Annotated in this window: 11 protein-coding genes; 9 read left to right on the forward strand and 2 right to left on the reverse strand. The window is 61.7% G+C overall.

Annotation, left to right across the window (positions count from 1 at the left end; all coding sequences use genetic code 11):
• The first annotated feature begins 142 nt into the window (after positions 1-142).
• From AC1DXU_RS12830 to AC1DXU_RS12850, 5 genes are all read left to right on the forward strand, one after another.
• Complete coding sequence (locus tag AC1DXU_RS12830) at positions 143-2,047, forward strand: ABC transporter ATP-binding protein (RefSeq protein WP_477368964.1); 1,905 nt, start codon at positions 143-145, stop codon at positions 2,045-2,047.
• Positions 2,044-3,942 carry an ABC transporter substrate-binding protein gene (locus AC1DXU_RS12835; RefSeq protein WP_477368834.1) on the forward strand — a complete coding sequence of 633 codons (1,899 nt, stop codon included), beginning with the start codon at positions 2,044-2,046 and terminating at the stop codon, positions 3,940-3,942. The genes AC1DXU_RS12830 and AC1DXU_RS12835 overlap by 4 nt, the downstream gene beginning before the upstream one ends.
• 2 nt (positions 3,943-3,944) lie before the next feature.
• A complete protein-coding gene (locus AC1DXU_RS12840) occupies positions 3,945-4,943 on the forward strand; it encodes an ABC transporter permease (protein WP_136617148.1) in 999 nt (332 codons plus the stop codon).
• A complete protein-coding gene (locus AC1DXU_RS12845) occupies positions 4,940-6,121 on the forward strand; it encodes an ABC transporter permease (protein WP_477368836.1) in 1,182 nt (393 codons plus the stop codon). Before AC1DXU_RS12840 ends, AC1DXU_RS12845 begins: the two co-directional genes overlap by 4 nt.
• A 130-nt stretch (positions 6,122-6,251) precedes the next feature.
• Entirely contained in the window at positions 6,252-6,731 is a 480-nt protein-coding gene (locus AC1DXU_RS12850) for a class I SAM-dependent methyltransferase (protein WP_477368838.1), read from the forward strand.
• Positions 6,732-6,768: 37 nt separating this feature from the next.
• Here the strand turns inward: AC1DXU_RS12850 and AC1DXU_RS12855 are convergent, their stop codons facing one another.
• Complete coding sequence (locus AC1DXU_RS12855) at positions 6,769-8,184, reverse strand: DUF5939 domain-containing protein (RefSeq protein ID WP_477368840.1); 1,416 nt, start codon at positions 8,182-8,184, stop codon at positions 6,769-6,771.
• Positions 8,185-8,388: 204 nt separating this feature from the next.
• Between AC1DXU_RS12855 and AC1DXU_RS12860 the strand changes: the two genes are divergently transcribed.
• The 3 genes from AC1DXU_RS12860 to AC1DXU_RS12870 all read left to right on the forward strand — a co-directional run bounded on the left by AC1DXU_RS12860 (position 8,389) and on the right by AC1DXU_RS12870 (position 11,343).
• A complete protein-coding gene (locus AC1DXU_RS12860) occupies positions 8,389-9,213 on the forward strand; it encodes a hypothetical protein (RefSeq protein ID WP_477315393.1) in 825 nt (274 codons plus the stop codon).
• Positions 9,214-9,388: 175 nt separating this feature from the next.
• Positions 9,389-9,907 (forward strand): GNAT family N-acetyltransferase, encoded by a 519-nt coding sequence (locus tag AC1DXU_RS12865; RefSeq protein ID WP_477368842.1) that lies wholly within the window; start codon positions 9,389-9,391, stop codon positions 9,905-9,907.
• 50 nt (positions 9,908-9,957) lie between these two features.
• Positions 9,958-11,343, forward strand: a complete 1,386-nt coding sequence (locus AC1DXU_RS12870; protein WP_477368844.1) for a hypothetical protein — start codon at positions 9,958-9,960, stop codon at positions 11,341-11,343.
• A 10-nt stretch (positions 11,344-11,353) separates the two neighbouring features.
• On the opposite strand, the gene AC1DXU_RS12875 is transcribed toward AC1DXU_RS12870, so the two are convergent.
• On the reverse strand, positions 11,354-13,123 hold the full coding sequence (locus tag AC1DXU_RS12875) for an adenylate/guanylate cyclase domain-containing protein (protein ID WP_477368846.1): 1,770 nt from the start codon (positions 13,121-13,123) through the stop codon (positions 11,354-11,356).
• 215 nt (positions 13,124-13,338) lie between these two features.
• Between AC1DXU_RS12875 and AC1DXU_RS12880 the strand changes: the two genes are divergently transcribed.
• Positions 13,339-16,623 carry an ATP-binding protein gene (locus AC1DXU_RS12880; RefSeq protein ID WP_477368848.1) on the forward strand — a complete coding sequence of 1,095 codons (3,285 nt, stop codon included), beginning with the start codon at positions 13,339-13,341 and terminating at the stop codon, positions 16,621-16,623.
• Positions 16,624-16,642: the final 19 nt, after the last annotated feature.

Genomic DNA, 16,642 nt, shown 5'->3' on the forward strand with positions numbered 1-16,642 from the left:
GATCCGAACGCCTCTGGCAGTCCGGTCGCCGCTTCCGCCGAGGAACTCGTTTCGAATCCAAGTTGCTCTAGACTGGCAATGCGCTAGTCTCACTTTCTGGGCCTGCCGCCCGACAGGCTGCCAGAGTGGGGCTGGTGTGAGAATGAATTCGGATGTTGATCTGCTGCGGATCGAGGATGTTGGCATCTCTTTTGCCATTATCGGGGGACCGTTGCATGCCGTCAGGCGTGCAAATCTTCGCGTCCTGCCCGGCAAGGTTACCGCGCTTGTGGGCGAGTCAGGTTCCGGAAAATCGGTTCTCAGCCAGGCAGTGATGGGCATTTTGCCGAACACAGCCCATGTTCGCGGCCGTATCCTGTTTTCCGATCCTGAAAAGCCCGGCACGACGCAGGATATCCTGCAGATGCCGCGTGACGGACCCGAAATCCGGGCGTTGAGAGGCAGCCGCATCGGCAAGATCTTTCAGGAACCGATGACATCGCTGTCGCCGCTGCACACGATCGGCAACCAGGTCAGCGAATCCCTGCAGATTCATTCACCCATGGCTCGGGCGGAGCGCAAGGCGCGGACCGAGGAAATGCTCGGCCTTGTCGGCTTTCCCAATCCCAAGCGCGCCTATGACATGTATCCCTTTGAACTTTCGGGAGGATTGCGTCAACGCGCCATGATCGCCATGGCGCTTATCTGCCGGCCCGCTTTGTTGATCGCTGACGAGCCGACGACGGCATTGGACGTCACCATCCAGGCGCAAATCCTGCAATTGCTGCGCGAGCTTCAGACCAAGCTGAACATGGCGATGCTGCTGATCACACACGACCTCGGCGTTGTCGCCAATGTCGCCGACGAGGTGGTGGTCATCTACCATGGCGAGATCATGGAAGCGGGACCTGTGGAGGCGATATTCCGCCGACCAGGTCACCCTTACCTGAAGGGCCTGATGGCAGCCGTTCCGCATTTCGATCTGAAGCCTGGCGAAAGGCTAAAGGCGCTCCGCGAGGTGCCGGTGAATGTCGGGAACCTACTGGGCAAGCAGACGGCGCCGGAATCGAAGGGGCCGGACGACATCCTGCTGTCGGTCAGGGATCTGAAAAAGGTCTTCACCATCCGCAACTCCGGATGGTTCGGCGGGAATCGTCAAACCTCTGTTCGCGCCGTGGACGGGGTGAGTTTCGATATCAGGCGGGGTGAGTGCCTGGGTCTGGTCGGCGAAAGCGGCTGCGGCAAAACCACCGTCAGCAAGATCCTGATGCGGGCTATCACCCCCAGCGGCGGCTCTGTGGTCTTCAACGGCCGCGAAGGACCGATCGACGTGCTGGAGGCCAAGGGAGACGCCCTGCGGTTGCTGCGCGCGAAAATCCAGATGGTCTTCCAGGATCCGGTTTCGTCGCTGTCACCTCGCATGACGGTGGAGAATATCTTGAGCGAGCCGCTGGAAATCCATCAGCGTGGCAATGCCGCGTCCCGGCTCGCCACGGTCAAGAGCCTGATGCAGGCAATCGGGCTCGATCCGCGCTTCATAAAGCGGTATCCGCACAGTTTCTCCGGTGGCCAACGTCAGCGTATCGGCATCGCGCGCGCGTTGGCGCTGGGACCTGAGCTCCTGATCTGCGACGAGCCGGTTTCGGCGCTCGATGTTTCTGTCCAGGCGCAGATCCTGAACCTTCTGAAGGACCTGCAGAAGGAACTGGGCCTGACCTACCTGTTCATATCCCACAATCTGGCGGTGGTGGATTACATGGCAGACCGCATCGCGGTGATGTGCGGCGGGCGTATCGTCGAGCTTGCGCCGCGCGAAATTCTGCTCAGGAAACCGGTTCACCCCTACACGCGCTCACTGGTCGCCGCGGTACCTTTCCCCGATCTCGACAGGCCGATGGATTTCAAGACGCTGAAACTCAGCGGCGCTTCGGACACCAGCGCATGGGGACCGCAATTCCGCGACGAAGGCAACGAGAGCGACGAGGATATGCTGTCGCCGCTCGATCTTGGCGGCGGCCACCTCGTGCTGGCCAGACGTTCGGCTGATGTCAGCGAGTTACGCCATTGATCAGCCGGCGCATCGTCCTTGGCTTCATGGCTTCGGCATTTCTGCCGGGCACGTCGCGCGCCGGCGATCTGGAGCCGGACTTTCTTCAGCCGCAGCTGAAGGCCAGGGCGCTGCCCGCACTCGCCGAACGCCTGCCCAAGAGCCCGCGCGCGTTGAATCTCGCTGCGATGGGCCGGCAGCCCGGCCTATATGGCGGCACGCTGCGTACGATCATCGGCAGCCAGAAAGATATCCGGATGATGACGATCTACGGGTATTCTCGGCTGGTCGGCTATGACGAAAAGCTCAACTTGCAAGCCGACATTCTCGAAAGTTTCGACGTGGCGGATGATCGCATCTTCACGTTCAAGATACGGGAAGGACATAAATGGTCAGACGGCAGCCTGCTGACGCCGGAGGATTTTCGCTATTGCTGGGAAGATGTCTGGCTGAACGATGAGCTTTCGCAAGGCGGGCTCGCCCCGGCCCTGCTGGCGGACGGCAAGCCGCCACGCTTCGAGATCGTCGATCCGTTGACGGTGCGCTACAGTTGGGATGCGCCCAATCCCGACTTCCTGCCCAAGCTCGCTGCTGCTGCGCCGACATCGCTTGTTCTGCCGGCCACCTATCTCAAGCAGTTCCACAAGAAATACCAGGATCCATTCCGGCTCGCTGGCCTGATGAAGGAGAACCGGGCCCAGAAATGGACGCTCCTGCATATCCGCATGTCGCGGCAGTATCGCCCGGAGAACCCGGAACTGCCGACTCTCGATCCCTGGCAGAACCGGACCAAGCCGCCGGCCGAGCAATTCGTCTTCGAGCGCAACCCGTTCTTTCATCGAATAGACGAGAATGGCCGGCAACTGCCCTATGTTGACCGGATCATCATGAATGTCAGCTCGTCGGCGATCATCTCCGCCAAGACCGGTGCGGGCGAGAGCGACCTGCAATGCATGGGAATTGACTTCAGCGACTACTCCTTCCTGAAGGACGCGGAGAAGCGCTACCCGGTGAAGATGCATCTGTGGAAACGCACACAGGGTTCGCGGCTGGCGCTGCTGCCCAATCTGAATTGTGCCGACCAGGTGTGGCGTGGCCTTTTGCGTGACGTGCGCGTGCGCCGCGCACTTTCGCTCGCTGTGGACAGGCGCGAGATCAATTTGGCCGTGTTCTACGGATTGGCGCAGGAAAGTGCTGATACGGTCTTGCCGGAGAGCCCGCTCTACCGGCCGGAATTCGCGAAAGCCTGGATCGCCCATGATCCCGACCAGGCCAATGCCCTGCTGGACGAGGTCGGACTTCAGGCACGTGACGATGACGGCGTGCGGAAGCTTCCCGATGGACGCTCTGCGCAGATCATCGTGGAAACGGCCGGCGAAAGCACGCTGGAAACCGACGCGCTCGAACTCATCACCGATCACTGGCGCAAGATCGGCATCGCCCTGTTCATCCGGACTTCGCAGCGCGACATCTTCCGCAGCCGCGCGCTTGGCGGCCAGATCATGATGTCGATGTGGTCGGGCATCGACAATGGCGTGCCGACCGCCGACATGAATCCGTACCAGCTGGCCCCCACCATCGACGACCAATTGCAATGGCCGCTCTGGGGTGCTCACTATCTGTCCCATGGCAAGATGGGTGAGGCGCCCGATCTTCCTGAAGTGGTCGAGTTGATGGCTTTGCTCAAGCGCTGGAACGGATCGACCGAAGCCACGGAGCGCGCCGAAATCTGGAATTCAATGCTGTCGATCTACACCGATCAGGTGTTTTCAATCGGCACGGTAAACGGAACGCATCAGCCGATTCTGGTGTCCTCGCGGCTTCGCAATCTGCCTGACAAGGCGCTCTACGGCTACGACCCGACCGCCTATTTCGGTGTCTACATGCCGGATACATTCTGGCTTGGAGGCTCCTGAGCGTGCTTCGATATCTTGTCTGGCGCATCGCCGTGATGGTTCCAACGCTGATGGTCATATCGGCGCTGGTGTTCACGATCATTGAGCTTCCGCCGGGCGACTATTTCGACAGCTATGTCGCCGAGCTTCGGGCTCAGGGCGAAGCGGTGGATTCCGATCGCATCGAGATGATGCGCAAGGAATATGGTTTCGACCAGCCGCCGGTCATTCGCTACTTCTACTGGGTCGGCGGGATGCTGCACGGCGATTTCGGCTATTCCTTCGAATATGAGCTGCCGGTTCGCGACGTCGTCGGGGACCGAATGTGGCTGACCGTGCTGGTTTCCTTCGTCACGATCATCTTCACCTGGCTCATCGCCTTTCCGATCGGCATGTACTCCGCCACGCATCAATACAGCTGGGGCGACTACGGCCTGACCTTCTTCGGCCTTCTCGGCCTTGCCATTCCGAATTTCATGCTGGCGCTGATCCTGATGTATTTCGCCAACATCTGGTTCGGCACGTCCATCGGCCATCTCATGGACCAGCAATATCTCGGCGAGCCGATGAGCTGGGCCAAGGCGAAGTCGATCCTCGCCCATCTCTGGATTCCGGTCTTGATCATCGGCACCGGGGGCACGGCAAGCATGATCCGGCGGCTGCGCGCCAATCTGCTCGATGAGCTGCACAAGCAATATGTCGTGACGGCGCGCGCCAAGGGCCTTCATCCGTTCAAGGCATTGGTCAAATATCCGATGCGCATGGCGCTCAATTTCTTCATTTCGGATATCGGCTCTATCCTGCCGGCCATCATCTCCGGCGCCGAAATCACGGCGATCGTGCTGTCTTTGGAAACGACCGGGCCGATGCTGATCAAGGCGCTGCAAAGCCAGGATATGTATCTGGCAGGGTCGTTCCTGATGTTCCTCGCCTTCCTGACGGTTATCGGTGTGCTGATTTCCGACTTGGCGCTGGCGCTGCTTGATCCACGAATTCGTTTGCAAGGCGGCAGCACCAAATGAAGTCGGATTCGCCGCTGCCCGCTCCGGGTGCTCCACTGCAACACTACGTTTCCAGCGCACCCTTTGACCTGCAGTCGGTCGAGGCGATGACGCCAGAGCAGTCGAAGGTCTTTCAGGCGTCGCAGTTGCGGCTGATGTGGTGGAAATTCCGCAAGCACCGGCTTGCTGTCGTATCCGGCATATTCCTGGCTGCGCTTTATTTCGGGATACTGATCAGCGAGTTCCTGGCGCCCTACAATCTGCACACCCGCAACATGGACTACATCTATTCGCCGCCGCAGCAGGTGCACCTGTTCCACAACGGTGAGTTCGTCGGGCCGTTCGTCTATGGCCGCCAGATGAAGCTGGATATGGACACGCTCAAGCGGAACTACATCGAGAACCGGGATGATGTTCAGCGGCTGCGTTTCTTCTGCAAGGGCGACAGCTACCAGTTCTGGGGCCTGATCGAAGGTGACAGGCATTTTGTCTGTCCTGCCGAAAACGGCCAGCTCTTTCTGGCCGGCACTGACAGGCTGGGGCGCGATGTGCTCTCGCGCATGATCTATGGCGCACGCATTTCACTGACAATCGGCCTCGTCGGCATCGCTTTCAGCTTCGTGCTCGGCATCGTCATCGGAGGACTGGCCGGTTATCACGGCGGTATCTTCGACCTTGTCGTTCAACGGATAATCGAAGTTCTGCAATCGATCCCCAGCATTCCGCTATGGCTGGCTCTGGCGGCGATCATGCCGATAACCTGGAGTCCGACCCTGATCTATTTCGGCATCACCGTCATCCTCGGACTGCTCGACTGGACCGGACTGGCGCGGGCCGTGCGTTCAAAGCTTCTGTCCTTGCGCGAGGAGGATTACGTTCTGGCTGCGCAGTTGATGGGCGCCGGGAGCAGCCGCATCATTAGGCGGCATCTCATTCCCGGCTTCATGTCGCATCTGATCGCGACGGCGACGCTCTCCATACCCGGCATGATCCTGGGTGAGACAGCGCTGAGCTTCCTCGGACTCGGCCTGAGGGCGCCGATAACCAGCTGGGGCATCCTGCTCACAGAGGCGCGCAGCGTCAGCGTGATCGCGTTCTATCCATGGCTGCTTTTGCCGATGCTCCCCGTCGTTCTCGTCATCATGGCGTTCAACTTCCTCGGCGACGGCTTGCGGGACGCCGCGGATCCCTACAAATGAGATCGCTGTTCCGCGGCGCGCCATGCCGGCGGTTCCAGGCCGGCATGATGTTTGTCGGCGGCCTGTTCGGTTATTGCAATGTTCATCGTTCGCCTCTAAGTGCGGACTGGTTCGGGACATACAGTCGCATATGAGTCGCCTTGACAATTTCATCAGCAGGATGACCGCGCAGCGCGACATTCTCAATCACATCTGCCCCGAGGTGGCGAAGATGGAGGGGCCTGTGCTCGAGCTCGGCCTCGGCAATGGCCGGACGTTCCACCATCTGCGCGAACGCTTGCCCGGACGCCGGATCGTGGTGTTCGACCGCGAAGTCGGCGCACACGCCAGTTCAATTCCCGAAGCTGAAAACCTCGTGCTCGGCGAAATACGCGAGACGGCGATCAGGTTCATTGGCATCGACGCCGCTCTTGTTCATGCCGACATCGGCACCGGCTATGACGATCGCGATGCAGTGACCTCTACCTGGCTTCCCGATCTGATTGCGCGCCTGCTTCGCGTCGGCGGCTTCGCGGTCAGTGGCACGCCGCTCGATCACCCGCTGCTGCAACGCCTTGCGCCGCCGACTTCGGAGCCCGCCGATCGTTATTTTCTCTGCAGGCGAGTGTGAGGGTTGGAGACGACCCAAGTCTTCAGGGGCCAAGTCTTCAGGGGATCGTATAGACTGCTATCTCCCGCTCAATGCCGCGCAGCGAGACCTCGTGAGGCACGGGCGTCAGCGCGTTCCTGTGCAACAGAGCGGCGGTGAGATTGTCGTCGACCACCGCACGAGTGGCGAAGATCGCCTGTGCGGTTGCAAGGTTCTGGACCCGCGAAGCAATGTTGACCGTCTGGCCGAAATAGTCCTGTCGCTCGTTCAAAGACACGGCGATGCAGGGGCCGGCATGGACTCCGATCTTGAGCAGAAGATCCTCGCGCCCGCTTTTGTCGTTGAGCGCACGCATGGCATCGCGCATCCTGAGGGCCGCGGCAATCGCACGGTCAGGCGTCGCGAAGGTCGCCATCACCGCATCACCGATCGTCTTCACCACCGCGCCTGCCTCCGCCGCGACGATCTCATGCAGAACCTCGAAATGCGCACGTACGAGATCGAAGGCCGCAAGGTCGCCCACCCGTTCGTAAAGCGCGGTCGATCCGCGCAGGTCGGTGAACAGGAAGGTCAGGCTGGTGATCTTCAGGCGCTGGTCGATGTCGAGCGTATCCGTGCGATAGAGATCGCGGAACGTCTGGTTGGTGAGCAGGCGCTTGGCGGTGAGGAACGGCCGGCGTTTGCCCAGGAAATCATGCAATGCATGGCCGGCGACGAAGACCGTCGGCAGCACGCGGGTGTCGGTCCTGTTTTCCAGCGAAATGCGCAACGGGCCGGGTTGCATCTCCAGCGTCTGGTTCTGGACATGGTCGCGGTCGAAGACCAAGGAGAGGCTTCGGCGCTCCTTTGTTGGTTCGCCCTTCACGTCGATGAACTGCGCTGAATGGGTGACCGGTTCGAAGATGATGATGAATTCGGACGGAAGCTGGATGAGCAGAACCGCCTTTTCACCGGGCGCAAGCTCGATATCCTCCAGCGAGAACGCTTCGATCGTTTTCGCGAAATCCTCGTCCGGCACATCGACGCCTGACGCCCAGTAGATCTGGCGGAAATATTCCACCGCCGGCAGTTCGTGCGGATTGTGGGCGGCAATCCTGCGTATGCGGGGACTGACGGTGAATGTCACCTCGACCATCTCGTCGAGGGTCGGCGAATAGCCCTCGGAACACAGCGCGCAGGTGTATTCGTCCTTCTGCAGGGTTTTCAGCGTGGCGTTGGTGTCGAGCACGCCGCCACAGCCGGGGCACAGAACATTCCAGGAAACGTCGAATATTCCCACCCGCGCCGCATGGAGAAAGGCGCTTATGGCGCGTTCCTCGTCAAGGCCATGCTTGCTGGCGAAGGCCAGGGCGTTGATGCGGCAAAGCTCGTGGTCCTTGCCCTCCGCGATGGCTCGCTTGATCGCGTCGATCGCCAGCGGATCGACATTGGTCGATTGCCGCAGAAGCGAGAACAGATCCTGAGCTTCGTTCATTGGGCAGGCTCCGGAAAATGCGCCCCGAGGCGTGTTGACCGGACCGGTCTTCGGTCCGAGCGCCCCATCTTACGTCGAAACGGACCGTACGGCCATTCGAATGGACAAGCCTCGTGACGGTTCAATTTCCATTCGGCGGATTTTCACCGGCCGCTAGCGGCACTATGATAGACCATGGGGCATTCATCTTTGGGGCTTTCTCCCATGCCGACATCCGACAACCCGCCATTTCCCGCGGCCCTGCGCCTTTTCTCGGTGGGGGTCATCATCGTCCTGATCGTCGGCGCCGGCCTGTTTTTCGCGCCTGCGCTGGTCAAGCCGCGCTGGCCTTGGGCCGTCACGCCGTTCAATGCGCGCTTTCTCGGTGGCTTCTATACCGCCGAAATGTCCGTGATGGCGGCACTGCTGGGCTGGAATCGCTGGTCGCCGGGCAGGCTCGTGCTGGTCATGGCCTTCATTTTCACCGTCATCGTGTCGGCGGCTTCGTTCATCAATATCGGCTATTTCAACTTCGAGCGCAAAGCGCCCTGGCTCTGGTTTCTGGTCTATCTTGCCTCGGTCGCGGTATCCGGGCTGTTCCTGTGGCGGGCCGGAGACCGTCCTTCCGCAACAGGCGTGACCTTAAACCCCGCTTGGCGCGGCTACATGCCGGTGGAATCAGCGATCCTTGGGCTCTATGGCGTCGGCCTGTTGCTGTTTCCCCTGACATTCGGCGGCTTCTGGCCATGGCCGATCGACGCCTTCCACGCCCAGGTCTACAGCGCCATCTTCCTCGCCGGTGCGGGCGGCACATATCTCGTCTGGAGAAGCGCGCCGCGCGAGGAACTGCTGGTGCTCGGCCTGGCGCAGTTTCTGGTTGGCCTGCTTGCCGTTCTTGGCCTCGTCATCACCGACGCTGCGGTACACCGGATCAACTGGACGGCGACCGGGACATTGTGCTGGCTCGCCCTTTTTGGCTGGATCGGCATCAGCGGCGTCTTCAAACTCTACGCCGCCTCCCGGTATTTCAGAGCGCAATCGGCATCATAGGTTGCAGAGACGGCTGGATTTTCTGGTGACGTCCGGTGCATCGTGCCGGGCCGATTGCCTCAGAGCATTTCACCGTTTCAAGAAAACGGCGAACTGCTCTATCTCTTTGTTCTGACGCAATTCCGGGCGGAAAACCGCTCACACTTTTCCTGGAATTGCTCTAGCCGGGAACGCCATGACCAGCACACCACCCTTCGAGAAGATCCAGCCGCAGCTCCGCGCCGTCCGGCCAAGCGATGCGGAGGCGCTTTGTACCATCTTCAACATGCCGGGCTTCCGCTGGGGCACGCTCAGGATGCCTTTCGAGATGGTGGAGCAGGTAGAGCGGCGCATCGCCAAGTCCGGCCCCGAAACCACCTGGATCGTTGCCGAGTTGGACGGCAAGGTCGTCGGCCATGGCAGCCTGGTCGTGCAGAGTTCGCCGCGCCGTTCGCATATCGGCGAGATCAATATCGGCCTTGACGATGCCTTTGTCGGCAAGGGTATCGGCTCCGCCATACTTGGCGCGCTGCTTGACGTGGCCGACAACTGGCGCGCCCTGAAGCGGGTCGAATTGACCGTCTATGCCGACAACGAACCGGCGGTCCGCCTCTACACAAGCCACGGCTTCGAGGTGGAAGGCCGGCATGTGAAGGCCGGTTTTACCGACGGGCAGTACCACGACCTCCTGAGCATGGCCCGGCTGCGGTTCTGAGATCCGCTGTCTCCCTTGGCGTTTGCGGCACAAGCGGCTAGACGGGACCGATGACCGGCGTCCTTGATCCAACCTCTGTGCCTCCGGCGGAAGCCCTGGCTGTGCTGTCTCTGCTCTGCCCGGAAGTCGTCCGCGACATCGAGCAGAACTGGAATGCACCGGTTGCCGATTACGCCCGCCATCTGTGGCGGCCGGTGGCAAGACCTGCATCAGGCCCGGCGGTCGCTGCCCGTTCGATCCTGCGCGACGTCCTGCACCAGCGTCTCGGTGCGATCATGCCGCCTGAGGCGATCGGCAAGGCCCTCGAAGAGTTCGAGCACAGACCGGTGATACAGTCCGGCCTGCACTGTCTGCTTCTGATGGACCGGATCACCTTCGATGCTCTCCTGCTTGCCTGGCTCGGCGCGGTCGAAACCGGGCTGTCGGCCTTCGTCGGCTTCATGGGAACGACGATGACCATGGAGACCGTTGGCCGGGAGGGGCCGGGCTGGCTCGATGTCGGTGACGACAAGGTCAACCTGTTTGGCATGGGGCGCCACAAACTGTGCCGCAAAAGCGTCTGCGCGGCCGGTCCCGTCTCCTTCAACAAGCGCGCGCTCGAGGCGGTGGGCGATGAAACCGATGCCAGCCGCTGGCTGGGCACGCTGCTTGCCAGTCAGGACAAGGTGTTTGGAACCGCCGCCGATGCGCTGACAGCCCTCAACGAGGATCTTGTCGCCGATTGGGATCGTTCCGGCATGACCTTGCCGGTTTTCATCGATGACCGGCTCGCCGCTTCTGCCATGGCGCGGCATCTGGAAGATGACGGCAGCCTTCTTTCCAGGCTGCTCATCGAGCCCGCAAGACGCCAGCGTCTCGAACATGCCTTGCAAGAGGCCGCATCGAGCCCATTCGGCAGATTCCTGCCCAATGCCACGGACTATTTCTGGGGCATCCGCGAGCAGCGCGTGCGCAAGCTCGCCCTCGAGAACGGACACCTGATCGAGCCTGACAGGCCGCAAGGTCTTTCCATCCCGTTCGAGCGGCTGCATCTGAGGCAGGCGCTGCTGGACGGCGTGCTGCTGCCGAACTTGTTCCTGACATTTCTCGTGCTTGCAATATTGCCGCGCGTGCGGGTTGTGGGCGGCTTGAGACAGATTGGCTATGTAGCGCTTTTCCACTCGATCCTGCTGGCCGCGCTGGACGAAAACGCCCCGGAAGAGCGCGAACTGGCTGCGGAGCTGCAGGTAAGGGAAAATGCCTGGGGCATGCGGGTCATCGATGAAAAGATCTCGGTCCGCGAGCAGCTTGCCGGCCTGCCGGAAGGTGCGCTCTTGCCGGACCTGCTGCGGCAATACCGTTTGCGGACATTTGCCGAGACGACCGACGACCTGAAGCTGGTGCGCGAAAACGCCCGATGGCGCAAGATCGGCCAGGCAGAGATCAAGGCGAGCTGAACCTCACCTGTCATTGCACAATAGCTGCCTTGCGGAGCCCGTCCACCAGGCGTTCGAAATCGGCAGGGTTCTTGTAAGGCAAGATTTTGCGACGGTATTCCAGCGAATAGTCGGGATTGACGCGCAGCACCTCCTGCCATGCCGCGCGGGCCTCGGCGAAACGGCCCAGATGGCCGTAGCAGGCGGCCAGAAGCGCGCGCGAGACGTCGGTGGTAGCGTTGCGAGCCAGCCGTTGCAGCAACAGGTCAACGGCCTCTTCGTACCTTCCTAGTTGAAACAACGCCAAAGCCTGGAAGTGCAGAAGCACGTCGGGAAAGTATGGGTTTAAGGTCTTTCCCCGGGCGAAACTCTCAAGGGCCTCCTCGGGCCTGCCTGAATAGTACAGCGTTTCGCCGCGGCAGACGTGCGCTTCGGCGAAGTTCGGATTGAGGACCAGTGCGCGCTCGACCTCGTCGATGGCCCCATCGTGCCGTCGTGTGTACAGCCTGGCTATCGCCAGCGCCCAGTGCGCCCAGGGATCGTTGTCATCCAGCGTTACCGCTCGCGTGGCGGCCTCTTCCGCCTGCGCCATCGATTCCGGCGGCGACGCACCCCATCTGTTCAGGTAATCGAGACCGTGCGTGAGGGCGAGGAAAGCGTGGGCTGAGGCCAACTTCGGGTCCAGCTCGATGGCACGTTGCAAGAGGTCGCGGGCCGCGTCGTTCGTCTCCTTCGTCAGCCGGTGCCAAAGCTCCCGGCCGCGCAGGAAACAGTCATACGCCTCCGTGTTGCGCGGGTGCTCGGGCGCCAGCCGCTGACGCTCACTCTCAGTCAGATTGAGTGCCAGCGCACCGACGATCTGCTGCGTCACGTCGTCCTGCACGGCGAATATGTCCGTCAGGTCGCGATCGAACCGCTCCGCCCAAAGATGGCCGCCCGAGGTTGCATCGATGAGCTGCGCGGTGATGCGCACCCTGTTCCCCGACTTGCGTACGCTGCCCTCCAGAACATGCCGCACACCGAGTTTCGTGCCCACCTCCTGCACATGGACGTTCTGGCCCTTGAAGGTGAACGACGAATTGCGCGCGATGACGAAGAGCTGCGACAGCTTGGACAGCGCCGTGATGATGTCTTCGGAGATGCCGTCGGCGAAGTAGTCCTGTTCGGCGTCACCGCTCATGTTGGCGAATGGCAGGACGGCGATCGATAGCTTCGGCGGCGCTGCTGTCGCCGGTCGGCTCGCGGTTTCCGAGGTCGCGGCCGCCCTGGTCCCGGCGCTGCCGACTTGCAGCGAATAGACCCTGATCGGCTCGGCGATGTTCTTGAGCTGCGTGCTGCCGAGATCGCTGACCGAGAGGTCGAGCCTCGCCTTGACCTGGCGATAGGCATCCTCGGACAGGCAGATGGCGCCGGGCGCCGCGACTCCCTCCAAACGCGAGGCGATGTTGACGCCGTCGCCCATCAGGTCGCCGTCACTTTCCTCGACCACATCCCCCAGATGGATGCCGATCCTGAACTCGATACGGCGCTCCTGCGGCACGCCGGCATTGCGCTCAACCATGCCGTTCTGAACCTCAACGGCGCAGCGCACGGCATCCACGACGCTGCGGAACTCAACCAGCGCCCCATCCCCGGTGCGCTTGATCACCCGCCCGTTGTGCACGGCGATGATCGGATCGATCAGGTCGCTGCGCAGGGCCCGCAACCTCGCCAAAGTACGGTCTTCGTCAGCGCTCGCGAGCCGGCTGTATCCGACCACATCTGCAGCCAGGATTGCGGCTAGCTTGCGATTCTCGCTCATGGGTCCGTCTCCTCATCTCCACGATAGCAGGAAGACGGAGGGTAAGAGGGAATTTTCGCAAATGACGGCCACGCAGCCGCCCGAACGACAGGACCCGCACGGCTCGATCGATGCCCATTTGGGCTGCCGCTTGCTGGTCGACGCCTAACGGTTCATCCTTGTGAATACCCTGGCCGTGACGTGGTTAGCGAACGGCCCCTAGTGAGGTCTTGTCGATGGACTGCTCGGGCTGCGGTTTCGAGGTTGAGAGCGGCTTCGCCTTCTGTCCGAGGTGTGGCAGGCGCCAGCCGGTGGCATGCGCCAGTTGCGGCTACCTCTGCGCACCTGATTTCGAGTTCTGTCCGAAATGTGGGACAAGCGTCGGTGCGTCCGCAAAGGCCGTCGAACGGCCTGCTCCGACACCGAGCCGGACCATTGTGCCGCCTTCTCGAACTCCGTCGCCGCTTGCGAACATCGAAAGCGAAGATGGGTTGCATCCGGTCTCTGACGCCGACCGCCGGACGGTAACGGTCCTGTTCGCCGACCTTTGCGGCTTCACGACACTCAGCGAGCAGCTCGACCCCGAGGTGATGCAAGCGCTGCAGAACCAGCTGTTCAAGGAATTGACGGCGGCCGTGCGAAACTTTGGTGGTTTCGTCGACAAATTCATCGGCGATGCACTGCTCGCTTTGTTCGGTGCGCCGGTCGCGCATGAGGACGATCCGGAACGTGCGCTTCGCGCCGCTCTCGACATGATCGCGCGGACGGCGCGGCTCGGCGAAAACGCCTCCCACTCCGGCTCGCCTCTGTTACTGCACATCGGCATAAACACTGGTCCGGTCGTCACTGGCGGATTGGGCATCGGCACCGCCAAATCCTATTCGGTGACCGGCGACACAGTGAATACGGCGCAACGCCTGCAATCGCTGGCCGCACCGGGTGAAGTGCTGGTCGGCGAGCTCACCCACAGGCTGACCCGGCATGCCTTCTCTTACGAGTCGCTGGGTGATGTCGTGCTTCGCGGCAAGGCTGGCAGTGTGCTCGTCCATCGACTGGATGCACCGCTTGAGGCGCCACGTGCAGCGCGTGGGCTCGAGGCGCTCGGCCTCAGCGCGCCGATAATTGGTCGTGGTGCGGAGCTCCATAGAATGCTGGCGAGCCTTGACCAGGCTTGCGGCGGCTCGGCCCAACTTGTCCGCCTCGTCGGAGAAGCCGGTATCGGGAAATCACGGCTGGTGAAGGAGTTCGTCGCTCGGGTCGGCGACGAGGATCGTTTTCGCAATGTCGCCGTGCGGCAGGCCACGTGCTCACCGCTGGGCGAACAATCCTTCGGCGCCTTGGGCGCGGTGGTGCGCAGCGCTGCCGGGATGATGCAAAACGACAGTGGGGACGAAATGCGGGCAAAGCTCGCAGGCTTGCTTGCAGATCTCGGCCTGCAGGGCGAGGAGGCGAAGCGGCTGATGCCTTTGCTCTACCATGTGCTTGGCCTTGGCGACCCCGATGCCACTTTGCAACATGTCGAACCTGAGCAGCTGCGGCGGCAAATTCTCTACGCAGTCCGCACGATCATCGAACGGCGGCTTGCGTTGTCGCCGCTGTTGATTGTCGTCGAAGACCTGCACTGGGCCGACGCCGTGTCGCTCGAGGCACTGCGTTTCGTGATGGACAGGTTGGAACGCACGCGGTTGATGTTGCTGGTCACGCATCGTCCGGCGCCGGACAACGACCAGCTCGATTCAAGTCGGGTCAGTCACACGGCGCTCCGGCTTTCGCCGCTCAACAGTGACGACGGACGCAGCCTGCTGGCCGCGCTTTTCGGCGAGAGCTGGGTAAACTCCGCAGGAAGGCTTCCTGACCAGATCCTCGAGCGCGCGGGCGGCAACCCGCTTTTTGTAGAGGAGATCGTTCGCGGCCTTATCGATCGCGGTGTATTGGTGCGCGAGGGCCAGCGATGGCGGACCGTGGCAGGCGAAGTCGCAACCGGCATTCCAGCCACTATCCAGGCAATGTTGCTTGCTCGCGTCGACCGGCTGCCCCAAGAGGTGCGCCGGTTGGCCCAGGAAGCCGCGGTGATCGGCCCGCGCTTCGATGCCACACTTTTGAAAACCGTGACAACCGACCCTGGCCGGCTAGAAGCCGGCTGCGAACTGCTTTGCGATGCGGAAATCATCGAGGAAGTTGCAGGATCAGGCTCGGTCTCGTCGCAAAGCTACCGCTTTACGCAAACATTGCTGCAGGACGTGATCTACCAAAATCTGCTCCTGCAACGCCGGACCGACATCCACGGGCGGGTCGGTGCTGCCTTGGAGCAACTGTGCGGCGACAAGCCGGAACGGCTCGAGGATTTGACCGTGCTCGGTCATCATTTCGCACTGAGCGCCGAGCGCGAGAAGGGTGCGCATTACCTGCAGGCGGCGGGCGATCGCGCGCGCATGATATACGCCAACGATGACGCCCTTCGTTTCTACGAGCGAGCACTGACTGCGTTGGACGCGATCGGGCAAACACCGCTCAAACTGGCAATTGCAGAGCGCATTGCCGATTTGAGCGGCCCGGCAGGCCGCCGCGAGATCGCGCACCACCACTACGAGACGGTGCTGCAGGCGTACCGCGCGTCAGCCGATCGTGTCGCTGCGGCACGCGTTTTGCGTAAGATCGGTCGGCTGCTCTGGGACGTGGGCAAGCGGGACGACGCAGAATCCCGCTATGTTGAAGCGGCAGCGCTCCTCGATGGAGCGGATGCCCCGATCGAGCAGGCGCATCTGTGGCAAGAGCGTGGCCGACAGGCGTTCCGCAGTGGAGATCACGCACTCGCGGCAAAATGGGCGGACGCGGCGCTGGATTGCCTGCGCACTCTGACAACTGTCTCAGAGGATGCCACTCTAGTGACCTCCGAGGCACTTAATACCAAGGCTGTTGCGCTGGCTCGCCTTGGCCGAAACCATGAAGCCGTGCGGGAGGTTGAGCACAGCATTGAACTGGCCGAAGCCGCCGGTCTACCAAGCGCGGCCTGCCGCGGCTACACCAATCTCGGCGTGCTTTACACGACCATCGATCCGGCGCAGGCGATGGATGTCTGCCGGCGCGGTCTTGAAGTGGCGCGCCGTATTGGTGATCTGGGCTTCCAGGCGCGCCTCCTCGTCAATCTGGCGGTGGCTTGTTGTACTTTCACGGATCGCTGTCCAACGGAGGGCGTGCCTGCCGCCGAGAAGGCCATCGAGATCGACCGCGCGCTCGACCAGCGCGAGCACCTGGCGGTGCCGTTGATCGTGCTTGGGCAGATCCACCAGTGCAACGGCCGCCCGGACCTGGCGGTTAGCTTGTTCCAAGAAGCACTGGACGTAGCCCGCGAAACGGGCGAACCCCAGCTGCTGTTTCCGTGCTATGATGGTCTTGCAACGCTCAATCTCGACCTTGACAATCTGGCCGAGGCCGAACGCTACTTTTCCCTGGCGCAGGGTATATGCGCCCAGCACGGGCTCGACCCGGAAGGGCTTGTGGTGCTGCCGTTTCTTGACTAGCCGGGGTTGGAGGTTGGAA

The organism is Mesorhizobium sp. P3_A10 (assembly GCF_056403175.1).

Coding starts and splice junctions, on each gene's coding strand:
- AC1DXU_RS12875 (WP_477368846.1), bottom strand. CDS start 13,123: ATGAGCGAGAATCGCAAGCTAGCCGCAATCCTGGCTGCAGATGTGGTC.
- AC1DXU_RS12870 (WP_477368844.1), top strand. CDS start 9,958: ATGACCGGCGTCCTTGATCCAACCTCTGTGCCTCCGGCGGAAGCCCTG.
- AC1DXU_RS12880 (WP_477368848.1), top strand. CDS start 13,339: ATGGACTGCTCGGGCTGCGGTTTCGAGGTTGAGAGCGGCTTCGCCTTC.
- AC1DXU_RS12865 (WP_477368842.1), top strand. CDS start 9,389: ATGACCAGCACACCACCCTTCGAGAAGATCCAGCCGCAGCTCCGCGCC.
- AC1DXU_RS12830 (WP_477368964.1), top strand. CDS start 143: ATGAATTCGGATGTTGATCTGCTGCGGATCGAGGATGTTGGCATCTCT.
- AC1DXU_RS12850 (WP_477368838.1), top strand. CDS start 6,252: ATGAGTCGCCTTGACAATTTCATCAGCAGGATGACCGCGCAGCGCGAC.
- AC1DXU_RS12855 (WP_477368840.1), bottom strand. CDS start 8,184: ATGAACGAAGCTCAGGATCTGTTCTCGCTTCTGCGGCAATCGACCAAT.
- AC1DXU_RS12860 (WP_477315393.1), top strand. CDS start 8,389: ATGCCGACATCCGACAACCCGCCATTTCCCGCGGCCCTGCGCCTTTTC.
- AC1DXU_RS12845 (WP_477368836.1), top strand. CDS start 4,940: ATGAAGTCGGATTCGCCGCTGCCCGCTCCGGGTGCTCCACTGCAACAC.